Genomic DNA, 18,736 nt, shown 5'->3' with positions numbered 1-18,736 from the left:
TTCTAGTGATCACGTATGTTATTTGCTAATAAAAATAACAAATAACCTACGTGCCAATGAATAATAACAACAAGCGACAGACTCTATATACGCCACAATATTGCTTACAAGCCCTATCCATCAGCAGGTGGATAGCAGTCATTGGTCTTTGCCTGTTGAGCCACTCTGCAGCCGCCAAGGAGGAGCGTGAACGCTGGCAAGATCACACGGTGTTTGAACAGAATAAGCAGCCGCCCCATGCTAGCTTTTTTGGTTATGCCTCATTGTCGCAGGCGATAAAAGCGGATCACCGCAGTAGCGCTAACTATGTAGATCTTAATGGCCGCTGGCAGTTTCATTACGCCAACAACCCGTTTGTCGCGCCCAAGGACTTTGCCCAGCCACAAGCCAACCTTGCTGACTGGCAGAGTATCCAAGTTCCTGGAAACTGGGAAACCCAAGGCTTTGGCCATGCCATTTACCTCGATGAGCGCTACCCGTTCACCACAACTTGGCCAGATGCTCCCGAGGATCATAATCCAACCGGCAGTTACCGACGCATGGTAACCCTGCCTAAAGCATGGACCGATAAACAGGTATTCCTGCATATCGGCGCTGCACGTTCGGCATTAAGTGCTCACGTTAACGGGGTCGAAATTGGTTACAGCCAAGGCGCCAAGACCCCAGCTGAGTTTGATATCACCTCACAAGTTGTCGCGGGTGATAATCTTATCGCGCTGCAAATTATCCGCTGGAGTGACGCCAGCTACCTTGAGAGCCAAGATATGCTCCGGGTTAGCGGCATCGAACGCGATGTATACCTGTACGCGACCGAGAAACAGCGTATTGCAGATATTGATGCTAAATACACGTTGAAACAAGATCTATCAGCCGCCGACTTAGCGATTGATATTGATCTTAAAAGCCATTTGACAAAGGGTAAGCGCACAGCGAATTTATCACTGAGTTACCAGCTTATTTCACCACAAGGGATCGAAATAAAACAGGGTAAACAAGCGGTAGCCAATTTCAAATCTACAACTCGCGAACAACTCGAGTTTACGCTGCAAGCTCCGTTACTCTGGAGCGCTGAAACACCGAGCCTATACCAACTAGTTGTTGCTCTTCACGATACTAACGGCAAACTCCTGCAGGCAACCAGTCAACAGCTAGGCTTTCGCCGCATTGAGATCAGCAATGGTCAGCTGAAGGTCAATAACAAAGCCATTACCATTCGTGGCGTCGATAGACACGAAACCGACCCCGACACAGGTCATGTTGTTAGCCGTCAGAGTATGGAAACGGATATTCGCTTAATGAAGCAAAATAATATCAATGCCGTACGCTCAAGCCACTACCCCAATGATCCCTACTGGTTAAGCCTGACCGATAAGTATGGCTTGTATGTTATCGATGAAGCCAATATTGAATCGCACCCACTCGCCATTGATGAGTCGACACAGCTCGGTAATACCATGAGCTGGCTACCCGCACATCAGGCCCGCGTTGAACGCATGGTCGAGCGAGACAAGAACCACCCCTCGATCATAATTTGGTCTCTTGGCAATGAGGCTGGCGAAGGCAGCATGTTTGAAGCACTCTATAAGTGGATAAAACAGCGTGACCCTAGCCGACCAGTGCAATACGAGCCTGCGGGGCAGCATGCCTATACTGACATTGTGGCTCCTATGTACCCGTCAATTGAACGTATTGAAAAATATGCCAAAGAGAAAAACGATCGCCCGCTGATCATGATTGAATACGCCCACGCTATGGGTAACTCCGTTGGTAACTTACAAGATTACTGGGACGTTATTGAGCGCCACCCACAGCTACAAGGCGGTTTTATTTGGGATTGGGTCGATCAGTCTTTGGCATTCATCAATGAAAATGGCCAGCGATACTGGGCCTACGGTAAAGACTACCACCCCGATATGCCTACCGATGGTAACTTCCTAAATAATGGTCTTGTTGATCCCGACCGTAACCCGCACCCACACCTAAGTGAGGTCAAAAAGGTCTACCAGCCACTGCGTTTCAATCAATTTGTCGCAGCAACAGACTCGGTCAGTTTTGAGCTTGAAAACCGCTATGACTTTATTGATACCCAAGGGCTGCGTTTAAAGTGGACCATAGAACAAGATGGCAGTGACTTTGCTCACGGCATCATTAAGATGCCAACGGTTATAGCAGGCCAGTCTACGCCGGTCACACTGCCAATTGAGCGCTCACTTTTCCATAAGCAGCATGAATACCTTTTACTGTTAGAGGTGCTGGTCGATAAACCGCAACCTATGCTCGACACCGATCACCGCATCGCTTTTGCTCAATTCCCCTTGCAGCAAGCCTCCACTCAGAAAACAATCTTAGCTAAGGCTATTACTGAGCATGATAGTTTTTGGCAATTAGGTGATGATGCGACCCGATATCTAATCTCTAAACAAACCGGCTGGCTCAGTGACATTAAGCAAGATGGTCAATCGCAGTTAACGGCGCCATTAATGGTTAACTTTTGGCGTGCGCCGACTGACAACGACTTAGGCAACCAAATGCCCGAGTGGGCTGGCGCATGGCAAGATGCGGCAAAGCAACTGACGCTACTATCGATTAAACGTAGCAGCCCTTTTAATATCGAAGTGGTGCAGCAGCATCCGACATTAAACTTTACTCTGAGCACCCGCTATCAAATAAGTACTCGCGGGCAACTGTTAGTACAAAGCCAGTTCACACCGGGAGATGTAGAGTTAGCCGACCTGCCTCGCTTTGGTTTTCAGACACAATTGCCTTTTAGCCAGCGCTTTATGCACTATTTCGGTCGTGGACCAGAGGAGACATATGCCGATAGGAAATCAGGTAATCCAATTAGCTGGTTTACACTGCCTATTGATAAAGCTTTCCATCGCTACTCTCGACCACAAGAAACGGGTCAACGCAGTGATGTCAGCTATGTTGCCATTACTGATGCTAAAGGCGAAGGGCTACTGGCTAAAGCGACGGCTGAACAACAAACTTTGCAAACAAGCCTTTGGCCTTTTTCCCAAGCAGATATCGACTTCAGGCAAGGCGACGCCTCCGGCTCTGCCTCAGGTCTGGTACCCGTAACGGCTAACCACGGCGCCGAGATCCCCATCCGAGAGTTTGTCACTTGGAACATCGATTACAAACAGATGGGTGTCGGCGGTGACACGTCATGGGGCAGACAAGTGCACCAGCCTTATCGTATTAAAGCGCAGCCAATGCAGTTCAATTTTAGTATCGAACCGGTGGCAGCCAGCAGTGACATTCAACAACAAGCAAGAGCAAAACCTTAATAACCAATTCTTAAGTACTGGGAAGTAACCATACCTAAAGTCAGTTATTAATACGGCCTAGGGTGAAATATTAATAATAAAGGATAGACATGGAACAAGTTATTCAGCTGGTCATATTTTTTGGCTTAACAGCATTAGTCGGCCTCATTACATACCTAAAGTGCCGTAAAATAGTGCGAGACACTAGCGACAGCAAAGATTACTTTCTTGCGGGTGGCGGCTTAAGTTGGGTCGTAGTTGCTGGCTCTTTGATGATGACCAATATCAGCGCCGAACAGATAGTCGGCATGAATGGCGCGCAGACATTATTGATTGCTTGGTGGGAAATTGCCGCTGCTGTGGGGTTAGTGATCCTCGCTAAATGGCTGATCCCTATCTACTACAAGTACAACTGCACCACGACCACCGAATTACTTGAGCGCAAATATAACGACAAAGGCATCCGTGCCATGGTGTCAGTACTGTTTATGCTCGGCTACGCCTTTATCCTATTGCCAGTCGTACTCTACACCGGCTCTTTATTTATGAAGTCGATGTTTGGCCTGTCAATTTCAGTCGTCGCTTTGGCGGTTATTTTTGCTGTGGTCGGCGCCATCTACGCGATTTTTGGTGGCCTTAGAGCGATTGCAATTTCAGATAGCTTGAACGGCATAGGACTGCTATTGATGGGGATTGTGGTGTCCTATTTAGCACTCAACGCCGTCAACTGGGATCTTTCCGGGGTACCACTCGAACGATTGACCTTGATAGGTGACGACCAGTCCGATATCCCGTGGCACACCCTTCTGACAGGAATGGTCTTTATTCAGATCTTCTACTGGGGCACCAATATGGTGATAACCCAAAGAGCTTTAGCGGCAAAGTCAGTTAAAGAGGCGCAAAAAGGCCTCTATGCTGCGGTAGCGATGAAGTTAGTGATCCCTATTATTGTGGTATTACCGGGCATCGTTGCTTATAAGCTCTATGGCGACGTCGGCGATGTCGCCTACGGCAAATTAGTGGGCGATATCTTACCAAGCTGGATGTCTGGTGCATTTGCAGCAGTAATGGCAGGCGCGGTATTAAGCTCGTTCAACTCTTGCTTAAATTCAGCCGCAGCCCTCTATACTTGTGATATTCATCAGAACTACGTCAACCCAAAGGCCGATGTCAGAAAAATTGGTACCATCGTAGCCTTGGTATTCACCGTTATCGCGTTGTTGTTGGTGCCAGTGTTTGCCCAATCAGAAAGCATCATCTCTTTACTACAAAAGCTCAATGGACTTTACTCCATGCCCGTGTTGGCGGCATTTATCTGTGCGCTGGTATTTAAGAATGTCAGTGCCAAGGCGATTAAAGTCGGCTTAGTATTTGGGGTGTTGGTTTATGCGGTGTTTACCTTTGTTTGGAGCCCGCTGCACTTTATCCATATGATGGCTATCACACTCGCGGCAACGATCTTAGTCACCCTGTTCTTGAGTCGGTTTGTATTCGCACCGCAACAAGATATCACTCCGATTTCCGTTAACTAATAGCAACAACCTCAGGGGCTGTGCATCACAGCCCCTGTTAAACACAAAATATGAAGGACTCTTTAGATGTTTGACCGTGACGACCATCCCCACAGACGTTTTAACCCGCTAACCGAGCAGTGGCTATTGGTGTCTCCACATCGAGCGAAGCGTCCTTGGCAGGGACAAAGAGAGTCAACGACGGTTACCAGCGCCCAAAAATACGATGCAGAGTGCTATCTTTGCCCTGGGAACAGTAGAATTAGTGGCGAGAAAAACCCTCAATATAGCTTACCATTTGTATTCACCAATGATTTCGCTGCGCTTACGGCTGATACACCCGCCGCGCAGCAAGATGACCCGCTCTTTGCGTTACAATCCGTGACAGGTACCAGCCGGGTTATTTGCTTCTCTGCCGACCATAGTCATACGCTGCCTAAGCTTTCTATTGGCCAACTCACTGCGGTATTTGAGTGTCTCGCCAAAGAAGTTAGCGAGCTAGGTGAACACTATCCTTGGGTGCAAGTATTTGAAAACAAGGGCGCAGCAATGGGTTGTTCAAACCCTCACCCCCATGGTCAAATATGGGCGGTAAGCGAGTTGCCTAATGAGGCGGTCACCGAGACCCGCACTCAATTGGCGTATTATCAAAGTCACCAACGACAGATGCTGCTGGACTATGCCAGTAAAGAGATAGCCAACGCAGAGCGCGTAGTCATCAGTAATGATGATTGGCTCGTTGTAGTGCCTTGGTGGGCGGCTTGGCCATTTGAAACCCTTATTTTACCCCGCTTTACGGTATCTCATTTAGACAAACTAAGTGCGGACCAGCAAGTTTCATTAGCGACCATAATGAAGTCACTGATGACACGCTACGACAATTTGTTTAACACCAGTTTCCCCTACTCTATGGGCTGGCATGGTGCACCATTTGATAAGCAAGCTCATCCAGAGTGGCAGCTGCATGGACATGTGTATCCACCATTACTGCGCAGTGCCGATGTAAAGAAATTCATGGTGGGTTACGAGATGCTAGCGGAAAGTCAGCGAGACTTAACCCCTGAGCAAGCAGCGAACCTACTGCGGGCTCAGCCAGAAGTTCACTATGAAAATCGATAAAAAAACTCAGTTACACATGAGGTAGAGTCGTGATATAAAGTTAATGAAGTGAATATTACTGCTTCGCGGCAGAGCGACCTAGTAATCGATTTATACGCTTTTATTAGCAAGCGACTGTACGCCACCATTTAGATAGTGAAAGCCAACTTTCGGAAAAGTAAACCATGTCCAATCCAGCTCAACGAGCCAATAAGCTTTTTGTTAAAACTTTCGGCACTCTAGCTGATGCGCTCTATGCTGCTCCCGGAAGAGTCAATTTAATTGGTGAGCATACCGACTATAATGACGGTTTTGTGCTGCCAGCAGCGATTAACTTTCACACCATTATTGCCATAAAGCGTCGTGAAGATAACAAATTCCGCGCAGTCTCAGATGCCTTTCCCGGCGAGATGAAAGAGTGGATATTTGCTGAAGAGGGCGATACCCCGGAGTCGCTTGAATGGGTTGATTACCTTAAAGGCTTTAGTGCCGCGATGGCGGTATCGGGTCTGGCACCTAAAGGGCTCGACTTAGCCATTGTCAGTAACGTTCCTCTCGGTGCAGGCCTCTCCTCCTCTGCCGCGCTAGAGGTTGCCTTCGGTACTGCGGTCAATGACGCTAGCCAGATTAAACTATCACCTCTTGCTATCGCCCAACTAGCACAGCGGGGCGAAAATCAATATGTCGGTTGCGCCTGCGGCATTATGGATCAGATGATCAGCGCGCTAGGGAAGCAAGATCATGCACTACTAATAGACTGTCTCGATCTCGATAGCGAGGCCGTCAGTATTCCCGATAATTTAAGTCTGATTATAATCAATTCTAATGTTAAACGTGGTTTGGTTGAGTCTGAGTACAACCTGCGCCGCCAGCAGTGTGAACAAGTAGCGCAGCACTTCCACCTAGACTCATTGCGTCATCTCGAGCTCACCACACTAGATGCTGCTGTAAATGAACTCAGTGATGTTTGTTATCGACGCGCGAAGCATGTCATTACTGAGAATCGCCGAACCCAAAATGCCGCATGGGCACTGGAGTCAGGCAATATTTCGCAGTTAAGTACATTGATGGCCGAGTCCCATATCTCTATGCGCGATGATTTTGAAATCACCGTGCCTGAAATTGATTTTCTGGTGGAAATCATATCCAAGGTCATTGGCGAAAAAGGCGGTGTACGGATGACTGGTGGTGGCTTTGGTGGCTGTGTTGTCGCCCTCGTTGATCATGAGTTAACCGACGCAGTTGTGGCAGCCGTAGAAAATAGGTATTTTGAAAAAACAGGCATCGAAGCTGCAATCTACCTTTGCTCCGCATCTGATGGCGCTAAACGATTGGACCAATAGACACCTATCGATAGCGAGTGGAATACGTATTCATCTCGCTATATCAAAGTGTTAATCGCAAAATAGACGCTGTAACCTTTTAACAAGGATAAACCATGGTACGTTTTAGCCCTCTAGACCCTTGGACCGACCCTCGTGGTGGCCAAATTGAACGGGTTCGAATAGACAACGGCACTATAGCGTTAGAGGTTTTGAGCTTAGGTGGAATAATTCGTTCGCTGTGGACACCTGATCGAGATGGTGAACGTGGCAATATCGTTTTAGGGTGTGATAGTGTCAGTGACTACTTAGCGCAAGATGCCCATTTAGGTGCAATTGCTGGTCGCTATGCCAACCGTATTGCCAACGGACAGTTCTCAATAGATGGTCAGCAATACCAGCTAGATATCAATCAGGCTAGCAACTGTCTACATGGTGGCAAAGAGGGTTTCAACCGCAAGCATTGGCATCTAGGCCAACTGCCCGATGGAGTTCGCTTAAGTTTAGTCAGTGCCGATGGTGATATGGGTTTTCCCGGCAAGTGCACTGTACAGTTAGATTATCGTCTGGTGGGGAATAACCTCTACGTAGAGATGCTTGCCAGTACAGATAAAACCTGTCCAATTAGCCTTACCCAGCATAGTTACTTTAACTTAGATGGCAGCAGCAGTAGCTTGCAACACGCGCTGCAAGTTGATGCAACTCAATATCTAGCGATGAATGACGTTGGTGTACCCACTCAAATTTTTGACACCCGCAATAGTGCACTCGATCTGCATCAAGCCAAGCAGTTACAATCATTTATCGGTGCTGAAGAGTTTACGGCCACTGCAGGGATAGATCATTGTTACCTATTACCCCAAACTGAGCCACAGCTACAAAGATTCGGTCGTTTGAGCTCTAAGGTAAGTGGCCGCGGCATGACTCTCTATACCAACCAACCGAGTGTTCAAGTGTACGGAGCTAACTTTTTGCAAGGTACTATGGGTAAAAACCAACAGCGGTTGTCGCAATATCAAGGCTTTTGTATAGAGCCTCAACAAGTACCCGATGCGCCTAACCAAGCCGAATTTGCCGGTGATGGCTTAATTAGGCCTGGCGAAATTTATCACCATATCAGCCGTTATCAATTTGATGTTGAAGCTTAAAAAAAAACAGCGTTAACGCGCTGTTTTTTGATACTAACAATTTAAATAATCTCAACTATCTTAGTCATCGAAATCATCATTTGACCATCCTCGGTCGAAATCATCTTCATCAGTAGACTCCGCCTCTAATTCAGCTTCAGGCTCAATAATGGGTTCAGGTTTCGCTTTTTTAACCATGCTAGTTTTGGGATTATGAGCTTCTACCCAGCCAGAATGCTGCGCCATAAATGCTGTTCGAGCAACATCCCAAGCAGCGCCGAAGTTCGCCTCAGCAGTCGCTAATGCAGCACCTGATAACTCATGCAAATGCGGTTTAACAATCTCTTCCGCATACTCAATAATGGCGTCACGAGCCGTATTGTAAAAGTAAACCCTACCCGCTGAAGCTTCGGGGAATTGTTTATCATAAATGATCACGGTATTACCACGAGAGGCTATTAGCTCACCATACCAAACAGGTTTTTTTGACGAATTATACATATATGCCAATGCCCTTAAATCAACACATACCCAAAACTTATAAAGTAAATATTGCTTTCATTTACTTCGGTTTACTCAATGGCTCTGCACTGAGATTTCAGCCAAATCGTGGCAGTTTAATGCTTTTTCAGTAGCAAAACCTATCGACTTAACATGAACTATTTCAAACATATTTCAGCTATTTCGCTGCTATTATCGAATTTAGTTCAAAGCCGTCGTTATTCAAGTTTTTATCTGAGAATAAATTCGAACAATACAACAAAAAACAATAAACACAATTAATATCAACGTATTGAAAAAAATATTTAATTTGTATATTTGCATTAATTCAAAACAACATAGTGTCCGAGTAATATGACAGAATGAAGTCAGGCGGAAAACTGTCACGACCTTCAACCTCTGAGTGACAGCCTTGATTTCATCTCCGACTAAGCTTTGCAGCTGACCCCCGTCACGTGCTGTGAATTTTCCTGCGTCTTAGGCCTTTCTTTGTTAAACTGCGATGCCACTCGTCAGTCAAAAGCACTATAGAGACTATTGTGAAGCTTAAATTACTGGTCATCCTGAGCTTGAGTTTTCCAGCCCAAGCTGAGCAGATTGTTATTGCATCTGATATCTGGTGCCCCTATATCTGCACTGACAATTCAGGTTATTTAGTTGAACTGACTCAACAGGCATTTTTAACCGTTGGCGTTAGCGCAAAGTTTGAAACTCTCCCTTTTCAAAGAGCCTTAAGGCTAGCGCAGCGTAACCAAATTCATGCGGTGTTAGCCGTCTCACCTGAACACATTGAACACTTTAAGTTACAGACGCCGAATATAGCGCTAGGTCAGTACAGCAATGACTTTTACGTCCATAGTTCCAATGACTGGCACTACTCAACACTTTCAGATCTTAACGGTAAGGCGGTAGCTAGTATTTTAGGTTATGACTATGGTGACAAAATTAATCAATACCTAAAAAAGAGCCCATTTAGCTATCGTGCTTCCGGTGAAACACCGCTAAAAACCAACATAAATCTACTTAAAAAATATCGCGTCGATGTGTTATTGGGCAATAGGTATGTGGTAGCACATACCGCAAAGTCATTTGGCGACTTTGAGGATATTAAGTTTGCCGGAAGCGAAGGGGTCTCCACTCCTCTCTATGTGGGGTTTAGCCACAAAGATCTGCAGAAAAACTATCAGAATAGGTTTGCTGAGGGGATAGAAAATCTCAAGCAGTCGGGCCAATATCAAGCGATTTTAGATAAGTACCATATCGAGCCTTGGTAACGATGCTAACAGCCATTTTTCGCCTAAAAATGCCACTCTATACTATAGAGTGGCTAGCCCATTTGGAGGTTGGGTCGATAAATAATACAGGTTATTAGTCTTGTATTTTTAAAACGGCTTCCTGCCCAATAACGTCCGTGTAAGTGCTGAAATGAGGACAAAACACTTCAACGAAACCAATTAGCAATGATGAGGATAAGGAGCTAATTGATACTGTACAGCTTAATTGTCACGACGACTTAGTGACAATTAACGCAAGACTCACTTGGGCTGACCTCCTCGTGAGCTAGGTGACAGCTACTACACTCTAAAACGTCATCGTGCTTTATATGCGTTTCATCAGCAAACTCCTTAAGAAAACCATGACAGTCAACGCAAGCGGCATTCTCATGAGCTAGATCAGCAGAGGGTTCACCGCCCATATGACAAGATTCACAGCCACTCATCTCTGTGTGGGTATCCGCAATCGGTTCGGCATATACATAACCTGACAATAATAAAAACGTTAATCCTAATACTCTAAGCATGTTATAAACTCCAGATATTGATTTATGCGACAGTCATTTGACCGGTGTAAAGAATGAAGTTACGCAGTAATAAAACGCCTAATAAACTACAACTTGCAGTAATAGCGACATAGGATAGTTTTCGTTTAGAAGAGGCAGTCATAAATAAGTTGAAGGCCAGCGGCAATGTTAGACCGACTAAAATAATGCCCGCCCAAAATATCCAGCCCCAGAAGCCTTGACCGAGTGCCGTAAACGCTGCAACCTGGCTCTGTCCGCCAGAGATAATCAAGCCAATAAAGAAAGTAAAAATGAGTACTAATTCAAATAAAATTAACGGTATTTCAATATGATGTATGAAATGAACTTCTTTACCGTCGGGGTTACCCTTGAGTAACAATCCGCCTAACAAGGTGCCCGCTGCCCCAGAAGAGATACCAGATACCAGAAACAGAATAGGCAGGACTGGATTATTCAGCATTGGATAAGTGGTCAACGCCGAGAGTAAAAATCCCGTATAAGCTCCCAAAGATAGCGCAAGTATCACTAGCAGCCCGGTAACCGTCGGCTCATGTCTAGTGAGTACATTTAGTACTCTATCCACCACCGGCCAGCGATGGTCACACCAATTAGAGATAGGCTCTTTAAATAAGCAAGCTAACCATGCAAATAGGGCGACTTGATAGATCATTAGCACGGCAACACCGACAGACATAATCGAAGTTGGATTGTAAAATACTAGGATCTTCCAGAAATCAAACGGCTTAGTTAAGTCTAAGACCAAGATACCGAGTCCAGCGAACACGGCTAAGGGTGCCAGTAAGCAAGCTGCTTGAACGAAACTTGATTTGTAAGCATCCTTACCTAATTTGAAGTGCTTAAGTAACACAGCGAAACAGATTGCTCCTGCTGAAATACCCGCTAAAAACAGATAAATTGCGATTGGCCAGTGCCAAATAAGGCTATCAAAGTGGAATGGATTCATAATACGATTTCCCCCTCTTTTGCTGCAATACGGAACAGTTTGGGACGGGTTCCCAACTCCGTTTTGCTGCGATAATTTGGTGTCGCTTTTAACACCTTAACAATTTCAGAATCTGGATCTTTTAGGTTACCAAAGACAAGCGCCTTGGTTGGGCAAGCAGTAACACAAGCAGGTTGCTTTCCTTCTTTAAGGCGAGTTTCCTTACAGAAATCACATTTATCGGCAGCTTTGGTTACAGGGTTGATGAATCGGATCTGATATGGACACGCTGCAATGCAATACATACAGCCAACACACTTCCAACTGTCTACAGAGACAATGCCCGTTTTTGGATCTTTATAGGCAGCTCCAGTCGGACAAACATTGACACAAGGAGTAGCATCGCAATGTTGGCATGATTTGCGAGAAAAACGAAAGTACTGCTCCGGGTACTCACCAAACGGGCCAGTCTTAACAATCTCTAAGCGGCTAACACCTTCAGGTACATTATTCGTTTCACGGCAAGCATCAACACACACTTCGCAACCAATGCACTTTGTTTCATCATGAATAAGAGCGTAATTAACGTCAGCTTCAATGGTTTCGGTCTCAGGCTGTGCAGCGACAAACTTTGTAGAGGCAACGGCTCCTACGGCAGTAGCACAAGCACCTTTTAAAAATAGCCTTCTTTTATTTTCCATATATTCCTCTCATTACTGGATCTTGTGACAGCTAACACAAAGCTGACCGCGTTCTTTTGTTTGAATAGCTATAACTGGATCAGTTTCTGAGTGTAATTTGTGGCACTTAGCGCAATTAACTTTGTCCGAGTGAACTACATGAGTCCAATCTGCTTTAGCTAAATCATCAGGCTCATGACACTTAGTACAAACTGCGGTTTGTTGCGCAGCAATATTCACCGAGTCACCACCAAACTTTATTAGATTTGATTTTTTCCTCGGGTGGCCTTCTTTTTTACCGTGACAATTCTGACAACGCATTTCTAATAAATTATTAGCGTGAACACCGTACATTTTGCCGTTTTTCTTATGGCACATAATGCATTTTTTATCAGTATTTATTACTAACTCAACCGTTTTAGCATGTAAAGTAGTTAAAGGGGTTAAAATCAACCCTATTAGAGAAATTGTTAACAATACGTATCTTTTACAAAAACTGGACATAACGAGGCCCCATTAAACGAGTATTATTTAAAAGCATTAGAAATCAGTGCCAAACAGCGACGGTTTAGCACTGACTTTTGTTAAGCAACTAATGCTGACCTTATTAATAAGTCATCATATTTGTTATCGTCAGATATATGGATAACATCTACCCCGACTTTAGCCAAAGATGAATCGATAAAATCACTGTTTTCTGGCGTATTGTGTCCAGGGTCAGTAATAACCAATTTAACTACAGATTGCTCATCCATGATCACGTAGTCTAAGTGGCAGTTTTTAAGGTTACCTTTAACGTGGTTACCATTATCTTTTTTTACATCAAGGATACTATCCAGTGAGGTACCATATAAAACATTATACTTTTCTTTTGCTATTTCATTCAGCTTACTGATGAGACCTGAATATTTCTCTTTTGTTCTCTCAGGTGTCAACTCAATGACCACTCCATCAGTTTGTATTTTTTCTGATTTAAAGAACTTAATACAGGTCATTGTAAATATCACAATAACTGTAGGTACAACTAGAAACAATACAAAGTAAATGAAAGCGTAATTCAATATCACCGTAGCATTCATAATATAAACCTCCAAAATAAAAATTATATTTAACTTGTTCAGCGATGTGAATACTAACTTTATCCACCTGACTAACATTGATCTAAATCAATATTAAATTGCAGAGTGTTTTTAGATGTTTCCATTTGCAATAGCGAACAAATTTATAAAATTCGCATTTTACAATTACACTTGGTGAAAATATGAATTTTATATTACGAGAAATTCATTAATGGGATAATGCACGGCGCACAGCTAAACTAAGAACCTTGAAATGGCAACAATCAACCTTAATGATGAAAACGGCCAAACCACTGTTAACTAAGCAAAAATTATAACGCCCACATATCAAGATAAAGATAGATATTTAATATTTAAATAACTTACATACTAAAGTTGAATAACTAAACATTGTGAGGAAGTCGTTATTTCTTAATTCGTATTTAGCAAAATAAAAAATAGCATGTACAATAAAAACATTATTAAGACGCTAAGAGTACACGATGAACACTATTTGCTTTAGCCACCTAGACCTATTAAGCATTAATATTCTAGTCAATCTATATGAAAACAAATCCGTTACAAAAGTTTCTAATAAATTGAGTCTTTCAGCACCTAAAGTAAGCCGTAGTCTCAAGCATACTAGAGAAGTTTTAGGTAATGAACTCTTCATCCGTAGGAAGCATGGGTTAATTCCTAATGAGTTTGCAGATAAAGTATACCCTATAGCAAAAAAGATCATGGCATGCTGCTCAGAGCTACAAGATATTCAATACAAAACGACAAACAGTGTCGTTGGCCATTTTGAAATTTCTGCACCCGATATTCTCTCCTACCCTTTCCCAAAGTCACTACTATCGACAATCCATAGTAGTGGGAAGAACATGAGTTTTAATTTCTCTCAGTGGGGCCGTAACTCTATTGTCGAAGTCATATCGGGTAAAATAGATTTTGGTATATGCTGCAGTGATAATGAAGAGCTGGTTAACTCTTATGATAATAGTATAGCTTCCATTCCTGTTGCCAGGCTAGACAGCCTTTATTTAGTTTGTGAGAGAAACCACCCTTTGTTAAAACAGGATATTGACCTGCGTTCAATCGCAAGCTATCGCTACGTTGAATGTAACACTGGTTCTTTAACATCGAGTGGTAGTAAGTTTAAAGAGTACTGTAGTAAAAACTCAATACCATTAGATATAGAAGTAGAGCTGTGCGGTGCTTATAGCTTATTTGACTACCTACGTGAGAGTAATGCGGTAACGATTCTGCCTTATAGCTCTATCTATAACGCTATCGAAAATATGCCCAGCTTACATATCTGCAAACTGTCTAAAGTTGAGGTTAACCGTTTATATAATAACAGCTGCATACCAACACTTTACTTAACATACAACAAGAACAATAAAAAACCAAATCTACCGTGGTTGATAGACACTATCTCATCATTAATCCTCAACACGCTAAATGGTGCAGAGCATGATTAATTACCGCACTAACTAAACAAACAAACTACTCGTTAATCATTTAGGCCTTGCAATATCTAATAAAAATATAAAAGTTATATTTGTTAAAGTTGCAGAGCTAACCACCCCTAAATTCAACTCAGATATTCAAATTGTAAATTTGACATATTAACATTTCAGATGTGATTAATTTCTATATTTCCGAAAAAGTATTTTTAACGATTCATTCGTGTGATCTATTAATATTTAAATTTGTAAAAAACTATATAAATTGGCTTCGCAACAATTAATCTAACAATATAAAGCGAGAGTAGATGATGAATATAAATAAGAAAATAATTATATCTGCCTTATTCATGAGCGGATGCCTTTCTGGCTGTGGAAGCGATGGTGATGATGGCAAAGATGGAAATGATGGAGAGAACGGAAACAACGGCAATGACGGACTCGTCACCGTCCGCACGGCAAACGCTCTCAACTTAACGGTTGATGACGTTTCCATTAACTCAGAGCAAGTTACCAGTGTGTTGCTCACCGCACTGAATGAAAATGAGATCCCAGTTATTGGACTCACTGACGCCAATATTGGTTTCTATATGCACCAACTGATGCCAGCAGATGAGGTAACCGGAGAAGCACCACAATGGTTAGCCTATGGTGCTGATTGCTCTGGAGCTCCAGGCGCTACCCCTTCATGTAAAGGAGAGCTTGTTGATAACAACGATGGCTCTTACCAATATACTTTTTCAGTCCCGCTGGACAGCTCTTTTGGTGATAGCCCCCCCGTTAAAGCCATTAGTTATGATGAACTGGCTACTCAAAGATTATTACTGTCCACCAAATGGACATTTCCGAACGGGGATAAAGTGCCTAATGTCAACCTCGTGTATGATTTCAGCCAAAATGGCGACATCACCATTGAAGATGGTTTAGTTAGCCGCGAAATGGTTGATGGTCAAACCTGTATTAGCTGTCATGCAGACTTTGGCAACATCTATCATGGCGGTACTTATAATACATTAGAGTCATGCAACACTTGTCACAATGACAATAAAGGGCACATGGGTGCAGAAAATGTCTTCACCCGCTTGGTCCATAGTGCTCATATTGAGTTGAAAACTGACGGTGGAGCGAATAACTATCCACAGTCAGCAATCAACTGCGATACCTGTCACCAGGAGAGCGAGTCACTACCTCAATGGAATGATTTTGCTCGTTATCCTTCAGAAGAAACTTGTCGTTCATGCCATGATTCAGTCACTACTATAGCGCGTCCAATGCATGAAGCAGGGTACCCTACCGGACCCTGTGCTCAGTGCCATACCTCAACCTCTGTTGATATCGCTCATGCACACCTCAATGTTAAAACGTTGGCAGCTAACGCTAAAGAACGCTTTAATGTTGAATTACTTGATATGCAAGTATCTGGTTATACCTATGGCCAAAATGCGGGTCAAGCCAGCATTGAGCTTAAAGTCATGGTCGATGGAACCGCTGTTGACCCAACGAAACTCGATTACTTATCTTACAACCATATCTCAGTTATCTACCCAGAGTTCTTTGTTAAGGCCATTTTTGGTAACCAAGATGATAGCTTTAGCAGAATGCCTCAAACAGGTGAAACTGATTTTGGTGCAATCTACTTCGATATCGTTAGCGACAACGCAGAAAAAGGCAGCATGGTTAGCTACGATGCAGCGACTGGCATAACGACTGTGACTGTCACAGACAAATTGCCTTCAACCATTGTCGAAAACTATAGCGGTACCTTAGTACTCGACGGTGAGCTTTGCTTCAACAAAGATAGTGGAGAGTTCACCTCATGTACTGAAAGTGCAGCCAATGGCGGCCAAGAGAATATTTATACGGTCACTCCAAATGCGGTTTCAGCTGCATTTAATAGCGATGGCGTGGTAACTGAATCTGCAGACAATTATACAGCGGTAGCCCGTAGACAGATAATTGCTGATAACAAGTGTACCGCTTGCCATAACACATTAAATGACGCGGCAACCACTCTCATCATGGGTGACGATAGCTGGCATCATGATGGAGATTGGAAAGGGGAGACAATCGAAACGAAAGGATTTGGCGCATTAAAGCATCATGGTGTTACTTATCAAGAAGGTGGCTGCCTCACATGTCACAACCCTAACTCTCCACGAAAAGTGGGAATGATCCGAGTTGATGCGGCGCTACCTGAAGCGATTGCTTATGCCTTTGATTATAAAGTGATGGTGCACGGTATTCATAGTGGTACACGAGGGGCTAAAGGGATTAACAATTATTCTGGTAGACCTTCAATGGATTTCTCAGAGATTAATTATCCAGCAGGTAAGTCTAACTGTCTGTCATGTCACGTTGAGGACAGCTTCAACTTAGATAAGGTAGAACAAACGACACCGGTATTAGTGCGTCATAACAATGTCGTCGACACCTTTATCAGTCCTGCAGCAGCGACTTGTCTGTCTTGTCATACTTCAGAGTCAGCCAAGCAGCACACCATTAGCTCTGGTAACGCAAGCTTTGATGGTACTCCAACAGTAGAGGCATGTAGTGTTTGTCACTCTCAAGAAAAAATCGCAGCCTATCATATTAAATAGTTAATTTGATTTCACCATAATTAAAGCCAACCGTATTCGGTTGGCTTGTTGGTTTTCTGGTTGCGACTAATGGTGCTCTTCGATAGATGATAATGAGTCCTGTTGATTTATCGCAGATAGGCACTTTTGCAATTTTACTAAGCCGTCTCGCATTGCCAATACAAGCTCGTTAAAAAATACTATATCCCCCTCGACTCTCCCCTGTAGATATTGACTGTGTTGTCGAACTGCAGGCGCTAAGTCAGCCATTACATGGGTAGCCCAAAATTCAGAAGTATCTTGATACTGTAAATCGTCTCTGCCAACAACATGCTCCAACACGGTTTCGGTTGCACTGATGCAAATACAATCGTTACTCGATACAAAACTTAACGCGTTATTAAGGCTATTGGTTTTTAAGACAATATCCATTGTCCCACCATGCTTTTCTACATAGTGCTCAATCGCTCGTTTCTTTAGGCCCACTCTTGCATAGTTAATGAGTACAAAACTATTTGAAATCAAATCAGAATAGCCAAATGTCTTTTCAAAAATGGGATGCCCTTTGCGCGCTACGATGTAAAACTTTTTTACATCGGCAATTTTAGCGCTCATTATCTTGTCGTTTTCTACTGGGTTAATAGTGATAGAGTAATCAACCTTGCCCGATGTGATCTGCTTTTGGATCTCATCGCTCCAGGGAATAATATTAACGACCGTGTTAAGCGCTAGCTTTTTCGAAACCGCCACAACACTTCGGTGGAGTAAGTTAGTGTTATAGTCTAAGGTTGCTATGTTAACTATTCGTTTTTGCTCGCAATTATTCTGCGCCGCCAGTTGGATTTGCTGATAACCATCAATGACCTTTTTGGCAAAAGGGTATATTCTTATAGCCAGTTCATTCGGTTCAAACCCATACTGTTTACGAACAAACATCTCGTCGTTAAAGACTTCCCGAATGGTGCTTAGGGCTCTACTTACCTTAGGTTGCGCCACGTCTAATTTTACGGCGAGGCAGGTGCCATTTTTTAACTCATAAAGCCCAACCAGCACTTGCAAGGTAAAATAATCTAGCCTAGATAACTTAAGATCCATATATGTCGTCTCGAATACCATAATTTAGGTATGCTACTCGTTTAATCAGCCAATAACTGAGATACCAATCGCACAGACTGATTATAATCAATTTATCCTTCGCCTTACGCAAGTAATTGAAAACGATATCTATTTCCACCTAGCAATAAGTAACGTATTGTTAACCTCTCAACCTTATCCTTAGAATTTATTACATTTCAGTAACGTATATTATGTAACCAACATAAACAAAAAACCCAGCAAAAATGCTGGGTTCAATCATTATTTTGTGTCTATTTTGACACTT

At 43.4% G+C, this 18,736-nt stretch carries 15 protein-coding genes; 8 read left to right on the top strand and 7 right to left on the bottom strand.

The window, feature by feature from the left end:
* The first annotated feature begins 56 nt into the window (after window positions 1–56).
* From JK628_RS02670 to JK628_RS02650, 5 genes are all read left to right on the top strand, one after another.
* On the top strand, window positions 57–3,290 hold the full coding sequence (locus JK628_RS02670) for a glycoside hydrolase family 2 TIM barrel-domain containing protein (RefSeq protein WP_202287737.1): 3,234 nt from the start codon (window positions 57–59) through the stop codon (window positions 3,288–3,290).
* A gap of 89 nt (window positions 3,291–3,379) precedes the next feature.
* Complete coding sequence (locus JK628_RS02665; RefSeq protein ID WP_202287736.1) at window positions 3,380–4,801, top strand: solute:sodium symporter family transporter; 1,422 nt, start codon at window positions 3,380–3,382, stop codon at window positions 4,799–4,801.
* Window positions 4,802–4,867: 66 nt separating this feature from the next.
* On the top strand, window positions 4,868–5,899 hold the full coding sequence (locus JK628_RS02660; protein ID WP_202287735.1) for a UDP-glucose--hexose-1-phosphate uridylyltransferase: 1,032 nt from the start codon (window positions 4,868–4,870) through the stop codon (window positions 5,897–5,899).
* Window positions 5,900–6,063: 164 nt separating this feature from the next.
* On the top strand, window positions 6,064–7,221 hold the full coding sequence (gene galK / locus JK628_RS02655) for a galactokinase (RefSeq protein WP_202287734.1): 1,158 nt from the start codon (window positions 6,064–6,066) through the stop codon (window positions 7,219–7,221).
* 95 nt (window positions 7,222–7,316) lie between these two features.
* Complete coding sequence (locus JK628_RS02650) at window positions 7,317–8,348, top strand: aldose epimerase family protein (protein ID WP_202287733.1); 1,032 nt, start codon at window positions 7,317–7,319, stop codon at window positions 8,346–8,348.
* A gap of 60 nt (window positions 8,349–8,408) precedes the next feature.
* On the opposite strand, the gene JK628_RS02645 is transcribed toward JK628_RS02650, so the two are convergent.
* A complete protein-coding gene (locus JK628_RS02645; RefSeq protein ID WP_202287732.1) occupies window positions 8,409–8,828 on the bottom strand; it encodes a hypothetical protein in 420 nt (139 codons plus the stop codon).
* A 539-nt stretch (window positions 8,829–9,367) separates the two neighbouring features.
* Between JK628_RS02645 and JK628_RS02640 the strand changes: the two genes are divergently transcribed.
* The gene (locus JK628_RS02640) at window positions 9,368–10,102 is read left to right on the top strand and encodes a substrate-binding periplasmic protein (RefSeq protein WP_202287731.1); all 735 of its coding nucleotides are present in this window, start codon (window positions 9,368–9,370) and stop codon (window positions 10,100–10,102) included.
* A gap of 239 nt (window positions 10,103–10,341) precedes the next feature.
* Here JK628_RS02640 and JK628_RS02635 read toward each other — a convergent pair whose 3' ends face one another.
* From JK628_RS02635 to JK628_RS02615, 5 genes are all read right to left on the bottom strand, one after another.
* Window positions 10,342–10,629, bottom strand: a complete 288-nt coding sequence (locus JK628_RS02635) for a cytochrome c3 family protein (protein WP_202287730.1) — start codon at window positions 10,627–10,629, stop codon at window positions 10,342–10,344.
* Between the two features lie 22 nt (window positions 10,630–10,651).
* Window positions 10,652–11,593, bottom strand: a complete 942-nt coding sequence (gene nrfD, locus JK628_RS02630) for a cytochrome c nitrite reductase subunit NrfD (RefSeq protein WP_202287729.1) — start codon at window positions 11,591–11,593, stop codon at window positions 10,652–10,654.
* Window positions 11,590–12,273, bottom strand: a complete 684-nt coding sequence (locus JK628_RS02625; protein WP_202287728.1) for a 4Fe-4S dicluster domain-containing protein — start codon at window positions 12,271–12,273, stop codon at window positions 11,590–11,592. The genes nrfD and JK628_RS02625 overlap by 4 nt, the downstream gene beginning before the upstream one ends.
* Window positions 12,274–12,285: 12 nt before the next feature.
* Window positions 12,286–12,729, bottom strand: coding sequence for a cytochrome c3 family protein (locus JK628_RS02620; RefSeq protein WP_237524121.1), 444 nt, complete (start codon window positions 12,727–12,729; stop codon window positions 12,286–12,288).
* Window positions 12,730–12,836: 107 nt separating this feature from the next.
* A complete protein-coding gene (locus JK628_RS02615; protein ID WP_202287726.1) occupies window positions 12,837–13,331 on the bottom strand; it encodes a DUF2726 domain-containing protein in 495 nt (164 codons plus the stop codon).
* A gap of 482 nt (window positions 13,332–13,813) precedes the next feature.
* Here JK628_RS02615 and JK628_RS02610 point away from each other — a divergent pair, with 482 nt between their 5' ends.
* Together JK628_RS02610 and JK628_RS02605 are read left to right on the top strand one after the other, a co-directional pair.
* A complete protein-coding gene (locus JK628_RS02610; protein WP_202287725.1) occupies window positions 13,814–14,794 on the top strand; it encodes a LysR family transcriptional regulator in 981 nt (326 codons plus the stop codon).
* A gap of 293 nt (window positions 14,795–15,087) precedes the next feature.
* Entirely contained in the window at window positions 15,088–17,376 is a 2,289-nt protein-coding gene (locus JK628_RS02605) for an OmcA/MtrC family decaheme c-type cytochrome (protein WP_202287724.1), read from the top strand.
* A gap of 66 nt (window positions 17,377–17,442) precedes the next feature.
* On the opposite strand, the gene JK628_RS02600 is transcribed toward JK628_RS02605, so the two are convergent.
* A complete protein-coding gene (locus tag JK628_RS02600; RefSeq protein WP_202287723.1) occupies window positions 17,443–18,450 on the bottom strand; it encodes a LysR family transcriptional regulator in 1,008 nt (335 codons plus the stop codon).
* Window positions 18,451–18,736: the final 286 nt, after the last annotated feature.

It is taken from the genome of Shewanella sp. KX20019, assembly GCF_016757755.1.
GTDB lineage: Bacteria > Pseudomonadota > Gammaproteobacteria > Enterobacterales > Shewanellaceae > Shewanella.
Note: the sequence above shows the minus strand (reverse complement) of the source record. Positions and strands in the feature narration are given on the sequence as shown.